Annotated in this window: 24 protein-coding genes and 1 pseudogene; 7 read left to right on the top strand and 18 right to left on the bottom strand. The window is 55.3% G+C overall.

Annotation, left to right across the window (positions count from 1 at the left end; genetic code table 11):
* Positions 1-56: 56 nt before the first annotated feature.
* Positions 57-1298 (top strand): VWA domain-containing protein, encoded by a 1242-nt coding sequence (locus RYA97_RS17915; RefSeq protein ID WP_005782721.1) that lies wholly within the window; start codon positions 57-59, stop codon positions 1296-1298.
* 378 nt (positions 1299-1676) lie between these two features.
* Here the strand turns inward: RYA97_RS17915 and RYA97_RS17910 are convergent, their stop codons facing one another.
* From RYA97_RS17910 to RYA97_RS17850, 13 genes are all read right to left on the bottom strand, one after another.
* Entirely contained in the window at positions 1677-2255 is a 579-nt protein-coding gene (locus tag RYA97_RS17910; protein ID WP_002552039.1) for a TerD family protein, read from the bottom strand.
* Positions 2256-2292: 37 nt separating this feature from the next.
* Entirely contained in the window at positions 2293-2868 is a 576-nt protein-coding gene (locus tag RYA97_RS17905) for a TerD family protein (protein WP_002552038.1), read from the bottom strand.
* 27 nt (positions 2869-2895) lie between these two features.
* Positions 2896-3930: a TerC/Alx family metal homeostasis membrane protein gene (locus tag RYA97_RS17900; protein ID WP_004663703.1), complete on the bottom strand. Its 1035-nt coding sequence runs from the start codon at positions 3928-3930 to the stop codon at positions 2896-2898.
* A gap of 26 nt (positions 3931-3956) precedes the next feature.
* Positions 3957-4406 (bottom strand): tellurite resistance TerB family protein, encoded by a 450-nt coding sequence (locus RYA97_RS17895; RefSeq protein WP_002552036.1) that lies wholly within the window; start codon positions 4404-4406, stop codon positions 3957-3959.
* 51 nt (positions 4407-4457) lie between these two features.
* Positions 4458-5651, bottom strand: a complete 1194-nt coding sequence (locus RYA97_RS17890) for a TerD family protein (protein WP_057404270.1) — start codon at positions 5649-5651, stop codon at positions 4458-4460.
* Positions 5648-6241 (bottom strand): TerD family protein, encoded by a 594-nt coding sequence (locus RYA97_RS17885; protein WP_002552034.1) that lies wholly within the window; start codon positions 6239-6241, stop codon positions 5648-5650. The genes RYA97_RS17890 and RYA97_RS17885 overlap by 4 nt, the downstream gene beginning before the upstream one ends.
* A gap of 47 nt (positions 6242-6288) precedes the next feature.
* Positions 6289-7035 (bottom strand): HAD-IB family hydrolase, encoded by a 747-nt coding sequence (locus RYA97_RS17880; RefSeq protein ID WP_005782713.1) that lies wholly within the window; start codon positions 7033-7035, stop codon positions 6289-6291.
* Positions 7036-7986: an HpcH/HpaI aldolase/citrate lyase family protein gene (locus RYA97_RS17875; protein ID WP_005782711.1), complete on the bottom strand. Its 951-nt coding sequence runs from the start codon at positions 7984-7986 to the stop codon at positions 7036-7038.
* Positions 7986-9080, bottom strand: coding sequence for a cysteine protease StiP family protein (locus RYA97_RS17870; protein ID WP_010196269.1), 1095 nt, complete (start codon positions 9078-9080; stop codon positions 7986-7988). Before RYA97_RS17870 ends, RYA97_RS17875 begins: the two co-directional genes overlap by 1 nt.
* Complete coding sequence (locus tag RYA97_RS17865) at positions 9073-9831, bottom strand: hypothetical protein (protein WP_005782705.1); 759 nt, start codon at positions 9829-9831, stop codon at positions 9073-9075. The genes RYA97_RS17870 and RYA97_RS17865 overlap by 8 nt, the downstream gene beginning before the upstream one ends.
* Positions 9824-10957, bottom strand: a complete 1134-nt coding sequence (locus RYA97_RS17860) for a phosphoribosyltransferase domain-containing protein (protein WP_002552029.1) — start codon at positions 10955-10957, stop codon at positions 9824-9826. The genes RYA97_RS17865 and RYA97_RS17860 overlap by 8 nt, the downstream gene beginning before the upstream one ends.
* 66 nt (positions 10958-11023) lie before the next feature.
* Positions 11024-12163 carry a trypsin-like peptidase domain-containing protein gene (locus tag RYA97_RS17855; protein ID WP_005745489.1) on the bottom strand — a complete coding sequence of 380 codons (1140 nt, stop codon included), beginning with the start codon at positions 12161-12163 and terminating at the stop codon, positions 11024-11026.
* 54 nt (positions 12164-12217) lie between these two features.
* Positions 12218-13216 carry an ATP-grasp domain-containing protein gene (locus tag RYA97_RS17850; protein WP_005782703.1) on the bottom strand — a complete coding sequence of 333 codons (999 nt, stop codon included), beginning with the start codon at positions 13214-13216 and terminating at the stop codon, positions 12218-12220.
* Positions 13217-13335: 119 nt separating this feature from the next.
* On the opposite strand from RYA97_RS17850, the gene RYA97_RS17845 reads away from it, so the two are divergent.
* Positions 13336-13881, top strand: a complete 546-nt coding sequence (locus tag RYA97_RS17845; RefSeq protein ID WP_005782702.1) for a DUF1523 family protein — start codon at positions 13336-13338, stop codon at positions 13879-13881.
* A gap of 47 nt (positions 13882-13928) precedes the next feature.
* Here the strand turns inward: RYA97_RS17845 and RYA97_RS17840 are convergent, their stop codons facing one another.
* Complete coding sequence (locus RYA97_RS17840) at positions 13929-14516, bottom strand: DUF433 domain-containing protein (RefSeq protein ID WP_162181474.1); 588 nt, start codon at positions 14514-14516, stop codon at positions 13929-13931.
* 739 nt (positions 14517-15255) lie between these two features.
* Complete coding sequence (locus RYA97_RS17835; RefSeq protein ID WP_117140404.1) at positions 15256-15687, bottom strand: pilin; 432 nt, start codon at positions 15685-15687, stop codon at positions 15256-15258.
* 226 nt (positions 15688-15913) lie between these two features.
* On the opposite strand from RYA97_RS17835, the gene pilB reads away from it, so the two are divergent.
* From pilB to yacG, 5 genes are read left to right on the top strand one after another with little or no spacing between them, the layout of a single operon-like run.
* Positions 15914-17608 carry a type IV-A pilus assembly ATPase PilB gene (gene pilB, locus RYA97_RS17830; RefSeq protein ID WP_117140405.1) on the top strand — a complete coding sequence of 565 codons (1695 nt, stop codon included), beginning with the start codon at positions 15914-15916 and terminating at the stop codon, positions 17606-17608.
* 2 nt (positions 17609-17610) lie between these two features.
* On the top strand, positions 17611-18828 hold the full coding sequence (locus tag RYA97_RS17825; RefSeq protein WP_117140406.1) for a type II secretion system F family protein: 1218 nt from the start codon (positions 17611-17613) through the stop codon (positions 18826-18828).
* A 1-nt stretch (position 18829) separates the two neighbouring features.
* The gene (locus RYA97_RS17820) at positions 18830-19702 is read left to right on the top strand and encodes a prepilin peptidase (RefSeq protein ID WP_117140407.1); all 873 of its coding nucleotides are present in this window, start codon (positions 18830-18832) and stop codon (positions 19700-19702) included.
* Positions 19699-20322: a dephospho-CoA kinase gene (coaE, locus tag RYA97_RS17815; protein ID WP_117140408.1), complete on the top strand. Its 624-nt coding sequence runs from the start codon at positions 19699-19701 to the stop codon at positions 20320-20322. The genes RYA97_RS17820 and coaE overlap by 4 nt, the downstream gene beginning before the upstream one ends.
* Entirely contained in the window at positions 20319-20528 is a 210-nt protein-coding gene (yacG, locus tag RYA97_RS17810; protein ID WP_002552020.1) for a DNA gyrase inhibitor YacG, read from the top strand. Before coaE ends, yacG begins: the two co-directional genes overlap by 4 nt.
* A gap of 138 nt (positions 20529-20666) precedes the next feature.
* Here yacG and RYA97_RS17805 read toward each other — a convergent pair whose 3' ends face one another.
* The 3 genes and pseudogenes from RYA97_RS17805 to RYA97_RS17795 form a co-directional block, all read right to left on the bottom strand.
* Positions 20667-21125, bottom strand: coding sequence for a hypothetical protein (locus tag RYA97_RS17805; RefSeq protein ID WP_005782685.1), 459 nt, complete (start codon positions 21123-21125; stop codon positions 20667-20669).
* Between the two features lie 104 nt (positions 21126-21229).
* The gene (locus RYA97_RS17800) at positions 21230-22702 is read right to left on the bottom strand and encodes a tetratricopeptide repeat protein (protein ID WP_117140409.1); all 1473 of its coding nucleotides are present in this window, start codon (positions 22700-22702) and stop codon (positions 21230-21232) included.
* Positions 22699-23012 (bottom strand): annotated as a pseudogene (locus RYA97_RS17795) (hypothetical protein); the annotation flags it as partial. The gene RYA97_RS17800 and the pseudogene RYA97_RS17795, both read right to left, overlap by 4 nt.
* Positions 23013-23099: the final 87 nt, after the last annotated feature.

The following is a 23099-nucleotide window of genomic DNA, read 5'->3' as shown; positions in this document are numbered from 1 at the left end:
AGCACATCGCCACTCGACCGAGGGCCATGCTGCGCCCTCACTGCCAAGGAAGAGACATGCAGATTACTCAAGGTCAACGCGTTCCCCTGTCCGGCCTGATTCAGGGCTCTGATCTCACCCTGTCGATTGCCATCAAGTCCGCACAGGTCATCGATTACGTCTGCTTCGGCGTCGATGCCAACGGCAAGCTGTCGGACGACCGCTACATGGTTTTCTTCAATCAGCCGAGCAGCCCCTGTAACAGCGTCAAACAAGTCAATGGCGGAGATTTTCAGCTATCGCTCGCGGGCTTGCCTGCCTCGATAGAGCGCTTGGTATTTACTGCGTCCATCGATGGTGCGGGCACCATGAGCGAGATTCAGGCGAGCCATTTCAGTATCCACAGTCAGGGCCGCGAAGTGGCTCGCGGTGAGTTCTCCGGCGCAACCTTCACCGCCGAAAAAGCCATCATGGTTGCCGACATCTATCGCAAGAACGGCGAGTGGCGCATCGCCTCAAATCTGCAGGGTTATAACGCCGGGCTGGACGCGCTGGTGATGCATTTCGGCGGCGAGGTGGCTGATGCTCCAGCACCCGCGCCAGCAGCACCCCCGCGTATTTCGCTGGAAAAGAAAATCGCTGACGCCGCGCCGCAATTGATAAGCCTGGCCAAGAAGGCTCAGGTCAGCCTGGAAAAAGCCAGACTGACCGATACCAAGGCCAGGGTTGGTCTGGTACTGGATGCGTCCGGTTCGATGAATCCGCAGTACACCCGCGGTCATGTTCAGGAAGTGGTAGATCGCCTGATTCCGCTTGCTGTGCATTTCGACGACGACGGCGCACTGGACTGCTGGGCTTTCGGGGCGAAGCCACAGCAGTTGAATGCGGTGACGCTGAGCAACTTTCAGAACTTCATCAGAACCGACCATGGCGGCTGGAAAGACTGGGAACTGGGCGCACGCATCAACGATGAGCCCAAGGCAATGCGCATGGTCATCGACTACTACAAGAAGTCCGGTGACAAGACTCCGGTCTACATCCTGTTCATCAGCGACGGCGGCGTGCATCAGGATCGCGAAATTACAAGGTTGATGACCGAAGCGGCGAAGCTGCCGATCTTCTGGCAGTTCGTCGGCCTTGGCGGACGCGGTTACGGCATTCTGGAAAAACTTGATGACCTGGGCGGTCGCGTTGTCGACAACTGCAACTTCTTCGCCCTCGACCGCCTGGACGAGATCCCGGAAGAAAAGCTTTATGACCTGCTGATGGAAGAGTTTCCCGACTGGCTGAAAGCGGCAAAGGGTGCAGGGATTTTGTAACGCATCGAGCTCTCAGCTATCGTACAACGCAGAGCGTCGAGAACTGCTTTCCCAGCCGGAGCCTGCGGAACAACAATCTTAACTATCTTAACTATCTCAACTATCTCAACTATCTCAACTATCGTGCGACGCTCCGCGTCGCATGCCGTTCCGGACGCTCTGCGTCCTCTTTGCGACGCAGAGCGTCGAGAACTGCATTCCCACGCTGGAGCGTGCGGAACGATCATCAACTATCGCTCTTCTGCGTCCTCTTTGCGATGCAGAGCGTCGCAAGATGCGTCCTACGCTGGAGCGTGCGCAACGATAGCCTCGTAATCAGCCCCAATAAAAAACCTCCGCCATTGCTGGCAGGGGTTTTTGTCGTGCGCTGCTCGGGGTTTAGCCGATTGCCACGCCGTGCGCTTCTGCCAACGGCTTCAGGCCGCCTGCAAAGCCTTGGCCAATGGCCTTGAACTTGAACTCGTCGCCATTGCGGTAGAGCTCGCCGAAAATCATCGCGGTTTCGGTCGACGCGTCTTCCGACAGGTCGTAACGAGCGATTTCCTTGCCGTCAGCCTTGTTCACAACGCGAATGTAAGCGTTGGACACCTGACCAAAGCTCTGCTTGCGCTCTTCAGCCGAGTGGATAGTGACCGCAAAAACCAGCTTCTTGACCGCAGCAGCCAGACCGGTGAGTTTGACGTTTACCGACTCGTCATCACCATCGCCAGCGCCGGAACGGTTATCGCCCAAGTGCTCGACCGAGCCATCAGCCGATTTCTTGTTGTTGTAGAAAATGAAGCTGTTGTCATCCAACACCTTGCCACTTTCACCAACAATGAAGACCGATGCGTCCAGGTCGAACTCGGTGCCATCGGTAACACGTGGATCCCAGCCCAGGCCCACGGTGATTTCTGTCAGGCCCGGAGCCTCTTTCGACAGCGAAACGTTACCGCCTTTACTCAGACTTACTGCCATGTTCGTAATCCTTTCTGGAAAAATGGTTAGGCGCGAATCAGAAATTCATGCCGAAAGAGTTGGCCACAGCTTTCAGGCCACCGGCGAAGCCGCTACCCACTGCGCGGAACTTCCACTCGCCATTGTTGCGATACAGCTCGGCGAAGATCATCGCGGTTTCAGTCGAGGCGTCTTCCGCCAGGTCGTAGCGAACGATTTCCGAGCTGGATTTTTCATTCAGCACACGGATAAACGAGCCGCCCACCTGACCGAAGTTCTGCTTGCGGCTGTCAGCGTCGTGAATGGTCACAACGAAGACGATCTTGTCCACGTCAGCAGGAACGCTGGTCAGATTGACCTTGAGCACTTCGTCATCGCCATCACCAGCACCGGTACGGTTGTCACCGGTGTGCTCGACGGAACCATCGGCGCTCTTGAGCTGGTTGTAGAAAATGAAGTCAGCTTCACTGCGGACCTTGCCATTGGCGCCCAGCAGAAATGCGCTGGCGTCCAGGTCAAATTCCTGGCCGTCAGTGGCACGCGGATCCCAGCCCAGACCAATCAGTACATTGGTCAGGGTAGGGTCGGTTTTCGACAGCGAAAGGTTGCCACCTTTTTGCAGAGTCAAAGCCATGATTCGGTTATCTCCTTTATCCAGTGTTTACGCTTTTTCTTCAGCGGGTTCTTCTTTACCCGGGAAGAGCAGGCTTGCAACGATACCGATGATCAACACGACGACCACAACCAGCAGGCTGGTATTGGCGCTGATCTCGTAACCGTGGTGGAACAGGTGGTTGGTTGCGTTCAGGCCCAGTTTGATGGCGATGAAGAACAGCAAGGCGATAACCGCTTTCTCCAGATGCACCAGATAGCGCTTGAGGGCTTCAAGAACGAAGTACAGGGTACGCAGACCAAGAATCGCGAACAGCATGGCCGAGAACACGATCAGCGGCTCGCGGCTCACTGCAATGATTGCCGGCACGGAGTCGAACGCGAACAGCACGTCGGAGATTTCAGCCACAACCAGACACAGGAACAACGGGGTCGCAAACAGAGCGCCCTTGGCGGCCAGGGTGATACCGGCGTTTTCCGGTTTTTTGACTTCTTCTTCCAGAACCGAGCGACGGACGAAGAAGTTGCTGCCGTGCAGCTTCGGCCATACCGGGAACAGTTTCTTGGCGAAGCGATACGCCATGTGTTGCGAGTAGTCGACTTCTTCGTCGTCGTCATCACCCGCTCTGAGCATCATGATGGCTGTCCAGGCAACGATGACCGCAAACACCACTTCGACCCACGGCCCCAGGGCCAGCAGGCCTGTACCGATGGCGACGAAGATGCCGCGGAAGACGATGGCACCGATGATGCCCCAGTACAGAACGCGGTGGCGCAGGCCATCCGGGATCTTGAACCAGGAGAACAACGCCATGAACACGAACAGGTTGTCGACGCTCAGCACTTTTTCCAGCGCGTAACCGGTAACGAACAGCGTGGCGACTTCGGAGCCGTGCTGCACATACAGGAAACCGGCAAAAGCCAGCGAAATGGCGACCCAGAAAATCGACCACGCCGAGGCTTGCGCGAGGGTGATCGGCTTGTTTCCCCGGTGGGAGAACATGTCGATAGCCATGGCCGTAATGGCCAGGCCGACGAAAACCGCCATCGTGAGTGGAGGGAAGCCTAGAGAGGTGCTTTCCATTTAACTGCGTTCCTTAGGGTAAAAAATTACAGGTCGAAATCGGACGGGTTCAGGCCAAGCTCTCGGCAGATCGTGCGGCAGACTTCCCGCTCTTTCTCGTCGAAGCTGCCATCAGCGCCACCGATAGCACAGCAGACGCGCACCAGCAAACGGGCGGCATCTTCTTTCTTTTTGATCTTGCCGATGGTTTTCAACGCTTCGGCACGACCAATTTCAAAATCGAACTCGAACTTGGAGCACGCTTCCTGAAAACCCTGGATGACTTCCTTCATGTCAAAAACTTTCAGTTCCTGAGAGTTCTGGATGAAGCCAGCCATTTTCTGCTTTTCACTGGAGCTGATATCGCCGTCAGCGGCCGATACCAGCGCACAGCCGGAAACCACAGCTTCCATGAATTCGCGGTTCTTGAACTTCGAAACTTCCGAAGCCAGCTTGTCGCGAGCAGCCGTTGCGTTTGTTTTCAACCAGTCCAGCATGTCTATCTCCCATGAGGCGGCACAGCCAGCCCAGAAATACCACGGTATTGTTTACTTGGAACCGGCAGCCCAGCGCATGCCCCAGCCATAGGCCTTGTCCATGTTGCTGTGGCCATTGTGGAAATCCACCCGACGCGTCACCTTGACTGCACCATTGTCATTTTCCAGCAGGGCAATTGCACACATGCCCTGACGACCACCTTCTTCGTTGAGGCGAACCTCGATGGGCGGCTGGCCCGGCGCATGAATGGTGACAACACCGTCGGTTTCTTTCCAGTTCGGCGCACCTTCATAGATGAACGCATAAACCAGAATGCGACGGATCTTACTCCAGTGCGCGCCATTGATATGCAGCCACTCACCGTCACTGATCGAGCCAGTACGGTCATCGCCCATCAGTTTGATGAAAGGCTCGGTGTTGAGCGAACCGAACGAGTTGCCCAGCGCCTGAACCGCGCCTTTCAGGCCATCCTGCAGCTCAAAGAGGCAGCCTACATCAAGGTCGATGGCATTGCTCTTCTTCATCGAGAAGAAGCCACCGCCCTTGCTGTCGCTGCGACGGTTCCAGTTCAGGTTGACCCGAATCTCACCGAAACCGGCGCTGGACTTCTCCAGACTGATCGAAGCACGGGTCTTGTCGAGCGTGATCTTGCTCAAACTGACGGTCGACTTGGGTGCAGGTGCAGGTGCAGGTGCAGGTGCAGGTGCAGGTGCAGGTGCAGGTGCAGGTTGATCCTGGGGCGCCGCGACCTCTACGCCAAAGTTTTTTGCCAGCGGTTCAAGCCCGCCGGCAAAACCCTGGGCGACGCAGCGGAATTTCCACGCGCCCTGACGCAGATAAAACTCGCCCAGAATCAATGCGGTTTCTTTCATGCCGCTGGTAGGGATATCGGCTTCGATACCGCCAGTGATGCTCAGAGCCAACCGTGACACGCTGCCAAAACTGGCCTTGTTCTCATAGATGGTTGCCGTCAGGGCGACCTTCTCGATGACTGAATCCAGACGGCTCGGGTCAAGGCTGAACACAGCACGCCCGGCCGACGCTTCCGTCTGCTGGACCGCACCGCCGTTGACGCTTTTCTGGCCGTAGAAACACATGTCCTGATCGCCACGCACCTTGCCGGAGGCGGTCAGCAGGAATGCAGACACGTCGATATCCGCATCCGCCAGCGGGGAATAGCTGACCTCGACCGTCAACGGACCGGCAGCGACTGGCGCGTTGGCGCCTGGGACAAGTTGGGTCATGCGCGTACAGCTCCGATGGCCAGTTCGACCAGATCATCTGCAGTACGGCCGTTGGTAACCTGACCAACTGCGGTGAAATCCCAGCCTGCGGGGGTGCGCGCCAGGTAGGACATCACAACGCCGGTGTGCTGGCCTTTCTCGGACAGATCAAAGCGGCCCAGTTCGTTGCGGCTGCCCAGATCGACAATACGGCAGTAGGCGTTGGCGACTTTTTCGAAATTCTGACCGGTGAACGAGTTGACGGTGAACACCAGGTATTTGACCGTGGCTGGCAGTTTTTCCAGATCGACGCTGATGGTTTCATCGTCGCCCGCGCCTTCGCCGGTGCGGTTGTCACCCGAGTGCTGAATGGCACCGTCGCGCGACTGCAACTGGCGGAACCAGACCAGGTCGAGGGGCTTTTTGTCGGCGTCGAGCATGATGCAGGAGGCATCCAGGTCGATATCGCCACCGCCACCGCCGAGCAACTTGCCGAAGAAACCGCTGGCTTTTTCAGGGTCCCATCCAAGGCCCATACTGACTTTCTTGAGGCCGGTACCAGCGGTTTTCTCCAGTGAGATCGTCTGGTTCTTTGCCAAAGTGAGTGCCATTTTTCGCTCCATGTGAACGTCGGAATTCGGATAAAAGTGTTACAGCCTTACCGTGTTGGCCCATCTTTGCCATCAGGATTGTGTAACTTGGCGTTAACGGGGCCTTTATAACGGCCTCGACGCCACGTCGGATGGAACAGACGCCAGTGCGCATCCTGAGCAGCGGCGAGCAATTCGTGATCACCACGCGTGTCGCCCCAAGCACGAACCCGGAACTGCGTGAGCGGCCCATAAACACTTTCAAGGCGTGCGACTTTCGAATCGCAACGGCAGTTGCTGCCTTCGATCAATCCAGTCAGTTTGCCGTCGATGACTTCCAGATTGGTGCCGATCAGCTCTACTTTCAAGCGATCAGCGAAGGGTTGCAGAACCATAGCAGGCGATGCTGAACATAGCGTGACAATGGCGCCCTTCTCGATTTCGGCGGCGATGGACTCCAGCGCAGCCGGGCGCATCAGGCGGTTCCAGTGCGACTGGCAGAACGCCTCGGCCTTTTGCTGCAGCCATTGCACTTCAACGCCGCTGAGAAACGCCTTGATAAGGCGGCCCTTCAGTTCGTCGCGGGTCACACGCTTGGCGAGATAGCCGATGCTCGGTAGCACCAGGCGGGCCATGCGCACGGAAAAGGCACGTTGCCCAAAGGCGAACTTGAGAAAAGGCACAAAGCTGTCGTGCCGGGTTATGGTTCCGTCGAAATCGAAAACCGCCAGCAGGCGTTGTTCCACTTCGATTTCAAGATCAGGTCCTACAGGTTCAAGATCAGGTTCTACGGTTTCAAGGTCAGGTTCTATCATCTAGCTAACTGCCTCAGCGAGTCGAATGCTGGCATCCATGATCGAAGCGGGTGCGGATAACACTCCATGCCATTTGGCGCGCTCCATGATGTGGGTTGCCCATTTGTAATGGGTAGCCGGTTCACACATCGCATCGTTGTACTTGAACACTGCGGGGGCCACAGAGTTCAAAATCATCCGGGCGGAGTTCATGTCCTCCAGACTGACGCGTAGTGCATTCTGAATGATATTGACCTGCGAGGGGTGAATTGCCGTTTTACCGACCAACCCATTGGTAATATCCAGCGCCAGTTCATGTTCCAGAATGTCAGGTGTGGCCAGTTGCTCGAACACTGGTGCGGTGAGTGCAAACCCCTGCGAACCCATCACTCCCGCCAGCATCGGGATCACATAGCCCATGGGCGTCGAATAAAGGGTCATGGCCGGATTGCGGCGCAGCCCCAGACAGCCCATCAGGTCATTGCCACCGATACGTAACGCAATGATCCGCTCGTAGAGACTGGCTTTCAGCGCTTGCCCAAGCTCGACCATTGCCGTCGGATCGAACACTTCCGGCGTTTCCAGTGTAGGCATCAACGCCAGTGCCGGGTTGGTAACGGACTGCTCCCAACTCGTCAGACTTTTCAGCGAAAGCTTGGGGACAACGAACCCATCAACGTGCGCCATCAGCGGCCAGTCATTGAGAATCCGCGCCATTGCGGCATCTCTCGGACGAACGAACAACAGCGGACCGTTGGCCGGGCGGCCGCCACGGTCCTGAATGCGGGTCAGCACCTGGCGAAGGTTGACCAGCGCTGTATCGACATCAATCAGCGCTACCGCATCTTCCAGGCACACGACCAGCGAACGCAGTTCGGGAATCTTTTCACCGAACACCACATCGACGATGTCATCGCGGGTGGCGGGCATGTACAGCGTTGCCCCCAACGCATAAGGCGAAAATAAGGCCATTAGCTCAGACTCCGAATGATGGTCACTGCCCGATAAGGCCCCAGCACATCGCCGACTTCTTCAACGGGAATCCCCGCTTTTTCGGTCAGGTGCAGCAGCAATTGCACATCGCTGTCCGCCCGATTGCGTACCAGCACATGGTCTGGAACACGGCGCATGACTGCGCGAGTGGCTTCGGCAATGCCCGGTTTGATGCGATTGAAGTTAGTGATATCAAAGCGTTCGGCCAAGCGGTCGACCACCTGCGATGCGGCGTACTTGAGTCCGGCTCGCTGAGTCAGCGTCCAGGGTGTCAGCGTGAGCGTAGAACTGTTTTGACGACGCTGGCTGTCGATGTGTTCAATAAAAGACTGCGTGACGTCGTGGCCCTGCAACTGCTCGTAAACCACACAACCATGCAGCCCGCCGTCCGTCGGCCAGATAGAGCGCGACACCAGCCCGGACACGGTCGCGCCAAGAATACCGGACGGAATCACCCAGTCTTCTGCCGACGCCGCCAGCCAGGCGCTGCCGCAGGGATCGGCCAGCACCACCAGTCGTGGTTCTTTAGGGAAGCGCGTGTCGCCTGCCAGACTGCGACGTATTTCACCCGAAATTGCGCCCTTGCCGGTCCAGCCGTCGACAAATACGATGTTCTGCGCGCCGTGGGCCAGAATGATGGCCTCCAGCGCGACTTTATCGATGCCGCGATCACGAACAATACTAATGCCGTAGTGATGCGCTTCGCGGTGCAGATCGATCAGCGCCCGACGCAACAACACACCCAGCGGCAGACCGGCACGCACGAACGACACCAGAACGATTTCAGCGCCGGTGCATTCGCGGTCAAGCGCCTGCGCCAGGGCTTGCACGTCATCTGCCATGCGCAAACCGTTCTGGCTGAGTGCACGCTCATACAACGCCTTGTGAGCGGCGCTGGGGGCGGACTCCTCGCTGATCATTTCCGAGTAGTGCTTCTGGCGTGTCTGGATCAGGCGCTCCTTCTCCACCACGCTGGTGGTCTGCATCGCAACGCTGCGCAGCAGAAAATGCACGTCGTCGTACAGATAACTGCCACTGCCTACCGTATCGAGCCCGTGAACGGGATCACTCATGCTCTGCTCCGACAAACATTTTCGCCAACTGACTGCGGGCGGGTGTCGCCCACCAGTGGCACTCGTCCATGAAACCCAGGTCGGTAATGCTGTCGCCAAAACCGAGCACCGGGCGTTCGCCATTGATGGCCTTGTCGCGCCGCAGCCACTCCTGAACCGCGTAACGCTTGGCCAGCCCCTCGGGCAGAAAGGCCAGGTTGTTGCCATTGCCGTGGATGTGCATGCCATCGAGCAAGCCGCGGGCCTGCACTTCGGCCAGCACTTTGCTGAGGACGTTGTCATCACTCTCGTTATGCTTTGTCACCACGTAATGAAACAGCTGCGCCTCTTCAACCACCCAGCCGCGCAGTGAAAAGCCCAGCTCCTCACCAATCGCCAGTGTGGCGGCAGACAATTCATGCAACCGCGATTGATAGCTGGCCAGGGTATTTTTCATCTGCTCGTTCCAGTCCTGGTCCAGCCGCCCCATGACATCGAGCATCACACCGCCGTGCGAACAGATTGCGCCTGCAGTGAACGGCAGTTTGACCCGGCTGTAGGCCTCGACACTGCGCGCCGTCACCGGCACCACATCGGAATGCGCCAGCAGCCAGTGCGCGAAGGACTTCTGCACGTTGGTCATGTAGCCATTGGCGTTACCGCTGATATCCAGCGTTGCGACATGTTTTTCAATGTTCGCGGGCGTTTTGCGGGCGGTCTGGAAGAGTGTGTCGTCCAGATCGACGAAGATCAGCGGGCGGTCGTTACTCATCGCAGATAACCTCGGCGTTCAGCGCTTCGATAAGCTCGGCGGGTACGGCCTGCCTTGGGGTTTCGGTGCAAATCAGCACCCGGTCAAACTGACCCGGCCGCACGTTGTACAGGAAGTTGGGAATGCCCAGGCCATAGTTGTCGGAGAACGACAGCGCATGGTCGATGGCATGCCCCAGTGCAATCGGTGAACGGCTGGTAGAGCTGAAATGCACATCGGCACCGGCTTTTTCCAGACGCTCGGCCAGCAGAAACGGCCGCCAGACAAACTCGCTGGTGCCCACCACCAGAACGCGTTCACCCTTTTGCACGGTAAGCCCTGGCGCCAGCGTATCGGCAACCGACAACACGCCCATCCGCCCCCAGTCATTGGCGGTCACCAGCGGCCAGTCGCCCATTGCCACGGTGCCAACCTCAGGCATGTCCGGCAATGGCGCGCTCACGTCTTCATCGAAAGAGTACGAGCCCTGCAACAACGAGACCTGCTCGGCCACTGCGCCCATCGACGTGCTGACTGCACCTGCCGACCAGTCGGTAAGCACGCAGGTCACCACCCGCTCGATGTTGCTCAGCCCGGCCTCGACCAGCGCCTGATGGAGGTTGATGAAGGTCTTGCCCGTCGACGCCTCGTCATCGACCAGCACCAGCGAACGTGCGCCGAGCATCATCTCGCGTAGCGCCGGATCGACAGGCAGATGGATAAGGTGAGCGCTGGCGTGGCTGTGCTCTTCTTCAAAGCGGGCGAACAGCTCGCTGCCGGTAGGATGGCGCGTGCTGACCAGATACAAGGCATCAGATCGCGTTGCGCTGTAGGCACGGTGCACGCCGGCACCGAGACCGACTGCGGTTTCGGCCATGCCGATGACGAGCACCGGGCCGGGCAGGTCTGCCGGAATCTTGTGCGCCAGGTCCTGAAAACTTTTCAGCATCACGCCCGGACGCGCGGGAATGTGGCGTCCCAACACCCGGGACACGAACAGAAACGCGCGCTTGGGGTTGCGCCGTTCAGCGAAGCCGAACAGAGAATCCGGGGCAATAGTGGACGAATCGACGCTGACGTCGAGACGACCACGAAGCAGGTCAGCACGAAGCTTTGTAGAGTTGGAAAAAGCTGCGCTGCTGTCCATTGATAAATTCCTGAGTAACGGGGCCGCAGCCCCAGACGCCTGCCACTTGAGCAGGCAACACCGACGTCATTGGCGAGAAGCTTCAACGAGCCATAACGATGACTGTGCGGCGCGTGAGATTTCTGTGGTGGTGTACGACCTTTCCGGGCAGGCATGCGGCGCATCGATACGGCATGCCTGCAGAAAGGACAGCAGCAGTGCGGACTTCACTGCGAAGTTCATGTTTTGCCCGTCCGGCACGGTGGACGTCACCATGCCGATCACCGCGCCACCGTTGTCAAACAGCGGGCTGCCACTGGACCCTGGCTGAATCGGTGCCGTGAACTGGAACAGGCTGGCGTCATTGTGCAGACCGAACAGACCGGAAATTCCGCCCTGCGTCACCTGCAGCCCGCCACCGGAAATGGACGCCAACGGGTAACCCAGGACCGCTACGGTATCACCCGGCTCACAGCCCTGCCCGTCCCGGAATGTAACCGGAGACAACGGCGGCGCGCCCTGCACCCGCAGCAGCGCGATGTCGTTGCGACGGTCGATCACCACCGGCTCGGCCTTGTAACGGCCTTCCAGTGACGTGATGTAGAACACGCCCATGTCTTCGATGACATGGGCACAGGTCATGACGTGCGCCGGGCCGACCACAAACGCCGTGCCGGTCGCCGACTCATGCCGAGGCCCGCGACCGGAGCCACCAGACGGGTGGCGCGGGTGACGGTCATCAACGTCCAGGCCGATCTTGCGCCCGAACGCCGACAACCCATACGCCGAGCCTTCGCTCAGCGCGCGGAATTTCCACTGTTCATTACGCTTGTAGAACTCGCCGATGATGATCGCCGCTTCGCCGTTATCGCGCAGATCCAGCCGATGCTCGATGTCGGCATCCACTTTGAGATGCAGGCTGGAAACGTCACGGACCGGCCCCATGGCTGCATATACATAGACCATCAACAACACGCGATCACTGCCCGCCGGAAGCCTGTCCAGCCTGAGCGTACAGCCAACATCCTGAGGGCCGCCGCTCCACTCCATCCAGCTCTGTTCCTGGTGCAGCAGCGCCGGGTCGCCCATGGGCTGGCGCTTGTCGTTGACCGCCAGCAAAGCGACTGCTGCGTACTCACCAAAAACCGAAGATTTGCCGCTCTCCAGATTCCAGGTGCAGTGGGCGTTTGCTAAAGCAGTGTTTGCACCTGGCGCAAGAAGCTTCATGCCCGATCCTCCCTGATAAGAGCGATTAGTGATAGCAAAAATCTATTATCCCGATCAAACCGTGGCCCGTACAGCGACCGTGATGGCCTTCACGCGGATATCCTCAAGCCAATGTGTTTCCGGTTCTTTCAAGCCGAGACGGCGTGTCACAAAAATACCCGGCAGGTTGACGCCGGTTTCACGCGTATAACCGATCCCGCCGGAGTAACGCGGGTTGATTTCCAGCAAACGCGGCTTGCCGTCAGCGTCGTCACGGGTCTGCACATTGATCAGCCCGTCGCAGGCAAAATGCTCCGCTGCGCGCACCGCCAGTTGCACCGCTTCGCTGTCGCGCTCGAAGGTCTGATTCAGCCCCACCTTGCGCCGCCCGACGAAAGCAACCGCCTTGCCGTGCTCGCAGACCATGTCCACCGAGCATTCACTGCCGGGCATATACGGCATCAGCAGCATCGCCGGTACGTCTTCGGCCTGACGATAAGCATTAAGGTACGCCTGAAAAGTCGTTTCACGCGCATCCGGATTGGCGAAACAGCGAAAATCGTCGACATCGGCCTTGAACCGCCAGAAGCCCCGCCCGTAAATCCCGACCACCGGCTTGATACACACCTCGCCAGATACCGACAACGAATCGTAAGCCGCCTGCAACTCCTCGGCGCTGCTCGCGGCAATTCCGGGAATGCAAGCCAGACCCGCCGCCTCGGCCGCCGCCGTGAAGCGGCTCTTGTCATCGACATTCATGAAGGTCTGCTGGGACGTTCCGCCCGTGACGAGGTCCAAACCCTCGGCAACAAAACGTGCACGCTGAGCTTCGTAAAAGCTGCCTATACGCCCGGCGACAATAGTCCGGACGCCCAGCGAACGAGCGGTCTCCAGCACCCAGTCGATACGCTCTTCATTATCGACAGGCTCTTGCAGTGCCAGATGGGCCTGCCCGGTAATTTCGGAGCGCTGCTGGCGATGCGAGGCGATAATCTGCACCGACGCAGGCAGCGCATCACGCGCGCCCATGATCACTTCACGCTGGCTGGACTGCCCTTCAAGGAACCAAATCATGTAAATCTCCGGAAGACAACGCCATCTGCAACGGCCTTGTCGAATTTTGTAATAACTGTTTTGCTTCGAAATGTTCGGATTAGGGCAAAGTCACGCAATTTTAAACAGAGGACGCTGGTATGAAGTGGCTGAGAAGGTCGATTTGGCTTGTGGTATTCGTGGCACTCGGGATCGGCGCATTAAGCCTTTATTACGTCTTGCCGCGCCATGATGTCGTGATGATCACCGGCGTGGAAGTCAAAAGAATGGACGCCGACGGCGTCATCAACGCCGAAAACCCGGCAGACGGCCCGACCCGCGACGTGTACTTCATCAACACCGAAGACCCGGACACCAAGAAAGTCGTGGTCTACCGCAACGAAGACACCGGCTGGAGCTTCCCGTGGTACTTCAAATTCGACTCCGCCGACATCCAGGCCAAAGCCCAGGGCTACTCGCGTGATGCCCAGCAACTTGCGCTGATTCGTTATTACGGCTGGCGCATAACGATCCTGTCGATGTTTCCCAACGTGACCGAGGTTGAAGCGGTGACGAGCCGTGATCAGCCGTTTCCGGTTTTTAATACGGTGTTTTTTGTGGTGGTGGGGTTGCTGGTGGTGATGGTTGTGGTTGGGGTGAGGAAGAGGTTTAAAGGGCGGGCTCGGGTTGATGGGGTTGTGCGTTAGAGGCTAATCCCTAAACTGAGTAGTCAGTCACTGCCTGGCCACGCATCTTAAGCTGCGTGGCTAAGCCCATATGTGATGGCTGCTTTCACTGCGACTGGCGGAATCTCGTAGAGTAAAGCCACACGCTTCGTGTTCTGACCTTCAGCCAGATAAGAATGATAGATCGCTGCTGTGTCGATTCCCGTTGTTGCCAACACTGGCTTGCCAAAATTCCTTGCCGGGTCCAAAACAACCGCCTTGCTTCGCTTTACTGGATACCAGCGCTTTGCCGACTCTTCGCCTGCGTAATCAATGCCCTCATACAGAGAGGGCGTAATGACCTGCTTGAACGCGTATTGCCGCTTCACCAGATCCAGCAGAGCCTCATCACCCGTTTCATCCAGGACGGTCGCGAAAATATCCCGACCGTCGGTTTGAAAGCGTCTGCACGTAAACGGGTAGAGCTGACCGAACATTTCTCTGGCTTGTAACGAGGCGCTGCGGATCGCTTGCAAGCTGACGCCGTGCTGGCGAAATGCATGAACAAAACGAATTTCCAGCAGGTCGTGGAAGCCAAGCAGCTTGTCGTTCAGAAATGCGACCTCTGCCGTCCAGAGGCCGGGGTGATCGACGCCTGCCGCGCTATAGCCAAATATCCATCTGCGAATGTCCTTTGCCGGAATGCCAGTGTATGAGGACGCTTCCACTGGGGTATAGAGACCTAAGCCGAGGAGGCGGCTGGGTGATGTAGTAGTGTTCATATGCCCCCTCCATATGCATGAGCTGATTAAGCGGGGGATTTTGAGCCTGATTCCGACATCAATCAATGTCCGTTTCGGGGAATCATATGGATTAGGACTGAGCCTATGAAGAAAGGTGAATAGTCCTACGAAAGCATTGACGCCGAACTCAAGACACTCGATAAATAATCTCCAGTCGAAATGAAAGCATTGGCTGGAGTTTCCCTTGGCACGTCAAATTTCACTCATTTGACATCCATACTAATATCAGAACTACTCGGATGATGACCTGCAATCGGCTTGATTCGTTACTAGAACGGATACAGAATTCTGTCGGCATGACCCTATCCACGTAACCTCTAGATGAAGAGTCGAGCCCGACTTTCAGCAAATTATATTTGATTTGGAAGGGAGACTAAAATAATTAGCGGCAGTATGCGGATAGACGCGCATGTTTTTTATGTAGACAATATCATTGAGGACTTAATTAGACTGAAGTAACAAATAGAAACGTCAAGGCTCTATCAAAATGATAGAGCCTTGACGACTTTCTACTATTAAACAGCTATACTTGCGTCATTCCTTAAGCGCTACAAGCTCTTAAAACCGCTCAAAAACCAAAGCCAATAACACTCCCGCCTTCATCATCATTAAATTATCGGCAATTAGCAGGGAGATGCTTGGGAAGACCAGCAGTGACAGCACAAGTCCATGTTATTTGGTCATTTACTGTAGCCTGCGCTGGCGTCAGAGTAAATATTGGCTGAACTGCAGCGCCAGTTGCTTTAGTAGTTACAGTAATAACACCTCCGTTGGCAATAGCCACAGCTGCTACGTAAGTATTGTTACCAGCAACTTGATTAAATACATAGCCGGAGTTAGCTGCTGTAACGTTAGCAACACCACCAACGTTTGCAGCTGCCTCAGTTACGGCCAGCTTCGCGGAGGCAGCCTGACCCATACCTTCAGTGACCTTGCTTCTGATGGTATAGTCCTGATAAGCAGGTAATGCCACCGCAGCCAAGATACCAATAATCGCAACGACGATCATCAACTCAATTAATGTAAAACCTTTTTGTGCTTTCATCACGAACTTCTCCGAGGCGTCAATTTTTGGGTGCCTTGATGAAAGGTAAGCACACGTCATGCCAAGATGAAAGATCAGGACCTTCTGATTTAAAAAGGTGCAACGCCTGCCTTAACCCATCATAAAATTCGCAAAAACTGACAATTTTTGTCACGTAGCTGTATGTCATTTGGCACGACCGCCCGACTACGCTATAAACCTCTCACTGTCTGTATCTGGTGGATTTATGACTGATGTCGTCCTTACCGGTTTGGCCAAGCAACTGGTTCAGGCCGAGCTACTTACCGAAACTGCCGCGCAGCTAGCTCATCAGCAAGCTCGCCGCGACAAAATTCCGTTAGTCAGCCATTTAGTCCAGACCAAATTGGTCAAAAGCCTGACGCTCGCCGAAATGGCTTCCGATCAGTTCGGCGTGCCATTCATGGACCTCGCCAGTCTAGATAAGGAAAGCCAGCCTAAGGGCCTTGTGAGCGAAAAACTGGTTCGCCAACATCACGCGCTGCCCCTGTGGCGACGCGGTAACAAGCTATTTATCGGAATTTCAGATCCGACCAATCATCAGGCGGTAACGGATATTCAGTTCAGTACTGGCCTGAACACAGAAGCGATTCTGGTCGAAGATGACAAGCTGACCGCTGCCATAGATCGTTTTTTTGACAGTGATAGCGGTCTGGGTAATCTGGAAGATGTCGACTTGGGTCTGGATATCGAGCCGGCCGATGGCAAAGAAACCTCCCTCGCTGCACAGAACGACGCTGATGACGCTCCAGTGGTACGTTTTGTCAACAAAATGCTTATGGATGCCATCCGATTAGGGTCATCCGACCTGCACTTTGAGCCTTACGAAAAGATATTCCGCGTGAGATTGCGTACTGACGGCATCTTGCATGAAGTCGCCAGACCGCCCATTCACTTGGCCAATCGTATTGCCGCGCGTTTGAAAGTCATGGCCAGTCTGGATATCTCGGAACGGCGCAAGCCGCAGGACGGACGTGTAAAGTTGCGGGTGTCCAAAACAAAAGCCATCGATTTTCGTATGAATACGTTGCCCACGCTGTGGGGCGAGAAGATCGTGATGCGGATCCTCGATCCTACCAGTGCACAGATGGGCATTGATGCGCTGGGCTACGAGCCAGAACAAAAAGCGTTGTATCTGGAGGCGCTGAAGCAGCCGCAAGGTATGATTCTTGTTACCGGCCCGACAGGCTCCGGCAAGACCGTGTCCCTGTATACAGGCCTGAATATCCTTAATACCGTGGACATCAACATTTCCACTGCTGAGGATCCAGTAGAAATTAATCTGGAGGGCATCAACCAAGTCAACGTCAACCCGCGCCAAGGACTGGACTTTTCCCAAGCATTGCGCGCATTTTTGCGTCAAGATCCCGACGTAATAATGGTCGGCGAGATACGAGACCTGGAAACGGCAGAAATTGCCATTAAAGCCTCGCAGACCGGCCATATGGTGCTTTCCACACTGCACACCAACAGCGCAGCGGAAACTTTGACTCGACTGCATCATATGGGCGTTGCAGCGTTCAACATTGCCACAGCAATCAACCTGATTATTGCGCAACGACTTGCGCGGAAGTTGTGTAGCCATTGCAAGAAAGAACTGGATATCCCTCGTGACACACTGATTCAGGAAGGTTTTCCAGAAGCTAAAATCGGCACCTTCAAGATCTTTGGTCCGGTGGGCTGTGAGCACTGCAACGGGGGCTATAGAGGCAGGGTCGGTATTTACGAAGTGGTCAAAAAAACACCGGAACTGGAGCGCATCATCATGGAAGAAGGCAACTCATTGGAAATATCCAGACAGATGCGCAAGGACGGCTTCAATGACCTTCGCACATCGGGGCTTTCGAAAGCCATGCAAGGCATCACCAGCCTTGAAGAAGTCAACCGCGTGACCAAGGATTAAGCATGGCCAGCAAGGCAGTTAAAGTCAGTATCTATACTTGGGAAGGCGTAGATAAAAAAGGCGGAAAACTCAGCGGTGAATTGAGCGGCCATAACCCGGCACTCATCAAGGCACAACTGCGTAAACAGGGTGTAAACCCTACCAAGGTGCGCAAAAAATCTGCTTCTATCTTCGGTAAAGGCAAAAAAATAAAACCGTTGGACATCGCATTTTTTTCTCGGCAAATGGCGACAATGATGAAAGCTGGAGTGCCGCTGTTACAGTCGTTCGACATTATTAGCGAGGGGGCAGAGAACCCAAATATGCGAGCATTGGTAAACTCGCTCAAGCAGGAAGTTTCGGCGGGAAATAGTTTCGCAACAGCATTACGACAAAAACCTGAGTACTTTGACGACCTGTTCTGTAATTTAGTAGATGCGGGAGAGCAGGCAGGAGCACTCGAAAGTCTGCTGGACCGAGTCGCGACTTATAAAGAAAAAACAGAAAAACTCAAAGCCAAAATCAAGAAAGCAATGACCTATCCTGCGGCCGTGTTGATCGTTGCGGTGATCGTATCAGGTATTCTGCTCATAAAAGTTGTACCACAATTTCAATCGGTTTTTGCGGGTTTTGGCGCTGAGTTGCCAATGTTCACATTGATGGTTATCGGGCTTTCCGAGGTCATCCAGCAATGGTGGATAGCTATTGTTTTGGCGTTCTTTGCTAGCTTCTTTTTATTCAAAAAGGCTTATAAAAAATCACAGAATTTTCGAGATAGTATTGATCGAATATTGTTGAAGATCCCGGTTATCGGACCGTTGATTTTTAAGTCATCCGTTGCACGTTACGCACGAACACTGGCAACTACCTTCGCTGCCGGCGTTCCGCTTGTGGACGCGCTGGACTCGGTCGCAGGTGCGACAGGTAATGTGGTTTTTAGAAATGCGGTAAATAAAGTTAAACAAGACGTATCCACAGGGATGCAGTTGAATTTTTCAATGCGAGCAACGGGAGTTTTTCCAAGTCTGGCAATCCAGATGACTGCGATCGGCGAAGAGTCCGGGGCTCTGGACAACATGCTGGATAAGGTCGCGACCTACTATGAGGATGAAGTCGATAACATGGTTGATAGCCTGACCAGCCTAATGGAGCCAATGATCATGGCCATACTAGGCGTCGTTGTAGGCGGCTTAGTGATTGCGATGTATTTGCCGATATTCAAACTAGGGGACGTTGCCTGACATGCCCCTCCTCGACCTCTTGGCCAGCTCACCGCTGGCCTTCGTCATTACCTGCTGCCTACTCGGCCTCATCGTCGGAAGCTTCCTCAACGTAGTCGTCTACCGCCTCCCCAAAATGATGGAGCGCGACTGGAAAGCCCAATCCCGTGAAATGCTCGGCCTGCCCGCCAAACCTGATCAGCCTGCCTTCAACCTGAACCGCCCCCGCTCCAGTTGCCCGCACTGCGCGCACAAGATCCGCCCGAGGGAAAACCTGCCGCTGATCAGCTATCTGCTGCTGCGCGGTAAATGCTCACAATGCAAAGCCCCCATCAGCATGCGCTACCCAATGGTCGAGCTGACCTGCGCAGTGTTGTCGGCCTACGTCGCCTGGCATTTCGGCTTCGGCTGGCAGGCAGCGGCGATGCTGGTGTTGAGCTGGGGCCTGCTGGCGATGAGTCTGATCGACGCCGACCACCAGCTGTTACCTGACTCTCTGGTGCTGCCACTGCTGTGGCTGGGCCTCATCGTCAACGCTTTCGGGCTGTTCACCTCGCTGAACGATGCGCTGTGGGGCGCGGTGGCCGGTTATCTGGCGCTGTGGTCGGTGTTTTGGCTGTTCAAGCTGGTAACCGGCAAGGAAGGCATGGGTTATGGCGACTTCAAGTTGCTGGCCATGCTTGGCGCATGGGGCGGCTGGCAGATTCTGCCGTTGACCATCCTGCTGTCATCGCTGGTAGGCGCGGTGCTCGGGGTGATCATGATGCGTGTGCGCAGGGTCGAAAGCGGTACGCCGATCCCCTTTGGTCCTTATCTGGCCATTGCGGGGTGGATCGCTTTGCTCTGGGGTGGTCAAATAACCGACTCTTACATGCAGTTTGCCGGTTTCAGATGACTCACCCTGATCAAAAACCCTGGATTCTTGGCCTGACTGGCGGCATTGGTAGCGGTAAAAGCGCAGCGGCGCAGTGCTTTACCAACCTTGGCATCGACACCGTGGATGCCGACCATGCCGCCCGCTGGGTGGTCGAGCCAGGGCGTCCAGCGCTGGAGCAGATAGCCGCGCACTTCGGTAAAGGCGTGTTGCAGGCCAGCGGCGAGCTGAATCGCGGCGCGCTACGCAAGCTGATTTTTGAAAACCCGGAGCAGCGACGCTGGCTGGAAGCGCTGCTGCATCCGTTGATCAATCAGGAAATCGTCAGTCATCTGGCCAGGGCCAAATCGCCGTATGCCATTCTGGTTTCGCCGCTGCTGATCGAGTCCGGGCAATACCGTATGGTGCAGCGCCTGCTGGTTATTGATACTCCGGCACACCTGCAAATAGAGCGCACCATGCTGCGCGACAGTTCCAGCCAGGAGCAGGTCGAAGCCATTCTCAAGGTGCAGATCCAGCGTGAAGACCGTTTGCGTCATGCCGACGATGTGCTGGTCAATGACCGCGATCACGCCTGGCTGAACAGCGAAGTCGAGCGGCTGCACCACTTTTACCTTACTTTGCGTGGAGGCCAATCATGAGCCAACCAATGACCGTCCAATGCCCAACCTGCGATGCCCCGGTGGAATGGAGCGCCGCCAGTCCGAGCCGCCCGTTTTGCTCAGAGCGCTGCAAACTGATCGACCTAGGGGCCTGGGCTTCTGAAGAGCATGCGATTCCGGTGAGCCCGGATGCTGAGGATGAATTGTTCTCGGGTGATTTAGAGGCTCCGCACCGGGGGCATTGATAGTCCTCAATACGCAGGCAATTCTGCTTCTGTCCAACGGGTCTCGGAGTCACCGGGGCGGCGATCCGCATTACTCACGAAGGCTGCCTCACAGTCGCCTGACTCCAAGCGGCTGTGGTCAAACTCTCAAGGGTATATTCACCTGACGCTCATTTTCCTGAGCCCAGAAACCGCAATCAGAAAATCTCGTGCAGACCAAACCCAGCCTCCCAGCAAAAGACAGGGAACCAGTATGGAAAAGAATTGATGAAAGTCAGAAAATGGCCTCTTGGCAACCCCCACTCCAACAATCGCCAGAATAAAAAGACAGAAAAACAAATAACCGAGCGTTCTAAAAAACAAATAAACGACGTTTGAAAATCTCATACTGCCTACCCACACCACACCCTTTGGCGAGAAAAGTGCCATCCAACAAGCGTGGCATACTGTCGACCAACCAAAGCAAGTAAACTGATAGGTCGATATTCGAACTCCCGCGTCAAGATAAATCCAGGCATACGTGGCATTCATCACCTCACCGGCAGCTGTTAAATGACCGGTAAAATAATAGAGACCTATACCGCCCAACACATAAACCGCCAAACCCAAAATAAACACTGCCAGGTTCCTGCTTCAGGATAATTTTACCTTCACCACCCCGCCCTTTTTTTCAGAGCAGGATGACGCGTTTTCCAAATCGTTAACAAGCTGTGCAAAAATTCTTATTTCAGATAATTATCGACAGCAACGCTCTTGTTTCTACAAATCTCGTGCGACAGTCTGTCTCCATCCACAGCCTTTCCGGAATCCATCTGCTGCGCAACCTTATCTATCGCATCTTTGTAGACTTCGCTGTCAGGGTTTATGCTAGACGCGCACTTCATCAAGGCATAGCTAATCACTGGATTTCTCGAAACACCCAGACCTTTTTCATAAATCAGGCTAAGGTTCGCGAAAGCGGCGTCGTCATCCTGTCCTGCCGCTTTCCAGTACCAGTCCATAGCTTTCGAGTAATCCTGGGGAACACCATAGCCGTGTTTGTACATGTTGCCTAACTCGTTTTCCGCATAGGCAATGCGCTCCGCAGAGAGCGCACGAAAATACAGCAGCGCTTCTGCATAGTTATGCTCAACACCACGCCCCTCTTTTAACATGAGCGCAAGTTGATACTGCGCACGAGGCATACTTTGAGCCGCAGCCAATCGATACCACTTTGCAGCTGTGGCGTTATCAACAGCACCGCCACGGCCTGATTCAAAAAGACTTGCCAGATCCGCCTGCGCAACAGCAAGCCCTTGAGTAGCTGAGAGCCTAAGCCAATAACGAGCCTCTTTGTAGTCCGTCGCCGTCCCTTTGCCAACGTTATAAAAATATCCAATCTTATACTGCGCAGGGGCATAGCCAGTTGAAGCGCTGCGCCGGTACCAGGCAAGGGCGCTCTCATAGTTCTGTTCTACACCTTTGCCATACTCATAGGCTTGGCCCAGCGCCAGTTGACCGATAGGGTCGTTTCCCGCAGCGGATTTTTCATACCATTTAAATGCCTCATGCTCATCTTTCTCGACACCCGTTCCTTCCGCGAGGCTTTTAGCCAGGTTTCGTTGCGCCAGGAGATCGCCTTTCTCGGCTGCCAATTTAAGAAAACGAAAACCTTTGACCGCATCAAGGTCGACACCACGACCTTCGATATACCCCACGCCCAGAATATTCAACGCCTCGGCATCACCACTGTCAGCGGCACGCTGTATGAAGCCAACCGCTGACACTTCATCTTTTTCTACGCCTCTTCCTTCGCCAAGCATAAGTGCGTATCGGGACTGTGCAGCAGGTAAACCTTGCTCCGCAGCGGCCTTATAAAGGTCAGCAGCCTTTGATAGATTTACAGCTGTGCCAATACCGTTTTCATAAAAAAAACCTAACCTGTACTGAGCCAGCACCAACCGCTGTTGTGCGGCGGCAGAGATATTCTCAAAGGCCTTTAGCGTATCTTTGGATACACCTTTCCCCTCCTCATACTGCAACCCGATGTAGTACTCGGCCTCAGCATTACCCTTGGCAGCCTCCTTCTGGAAGAGAGAAAATGCTTGCTCATACAGTCCTTGACTGTACGCATCCAGGCCTTTTTGCATTGATGCCAATGCGCCCTCTGAAAGACAAAAAAATAAAAGTCCGGCGAAGAGTGCATTAGCGTTCAATATCCAATTCCTGAATGCATATTCTGAGTACCATTTGACTGGCTTTTCATGCCTTCGGCGCCGTACAGAAAAGCTTTAGGCGGCTGACTGATCAGCTGCCCGTCGCGCAACTGTAACCACAGCCTTTTATCGTCATCGCCTGCGTACTGCGGCACGATGCGCACCTCTCGATCAAGCATGATGCGATAGCTGTAATCGCGTATTTTGGGAATGGCGAACGTCATGGCGATGGATGGCATTTCTGGATGTCAGCGACGAACACCGTGTGGCGTGATCTCAGAACGCCTTTTGGCTTGTCCTGAAGAGCCTCGATAAAAGCAGCGCCTGCGGGCATTTTTCGCAAGCGATCAAAAAATGAATTGCCAGTCTACACACCTGCATTCACTCTTCCAGTCAT

The sequence above is a fragment of the Pseudomonas syringae group sp. 26L6 genome (assembly GCF_032587815.1).
In the GTDB taxonomy this organism is placed as follows: domain Bacteria; phylum Pseudomonadota; class Gammaproteobacteria; order Pseudomonadales; family Pseudomonadaceae; genus Aquipseudomonas; species Aquipseudomonas amygdali.
Note: the sequence above shows the minus strand (reverse complement) of the source record. Positions and strands in the feature narration are given on the sequence as shown.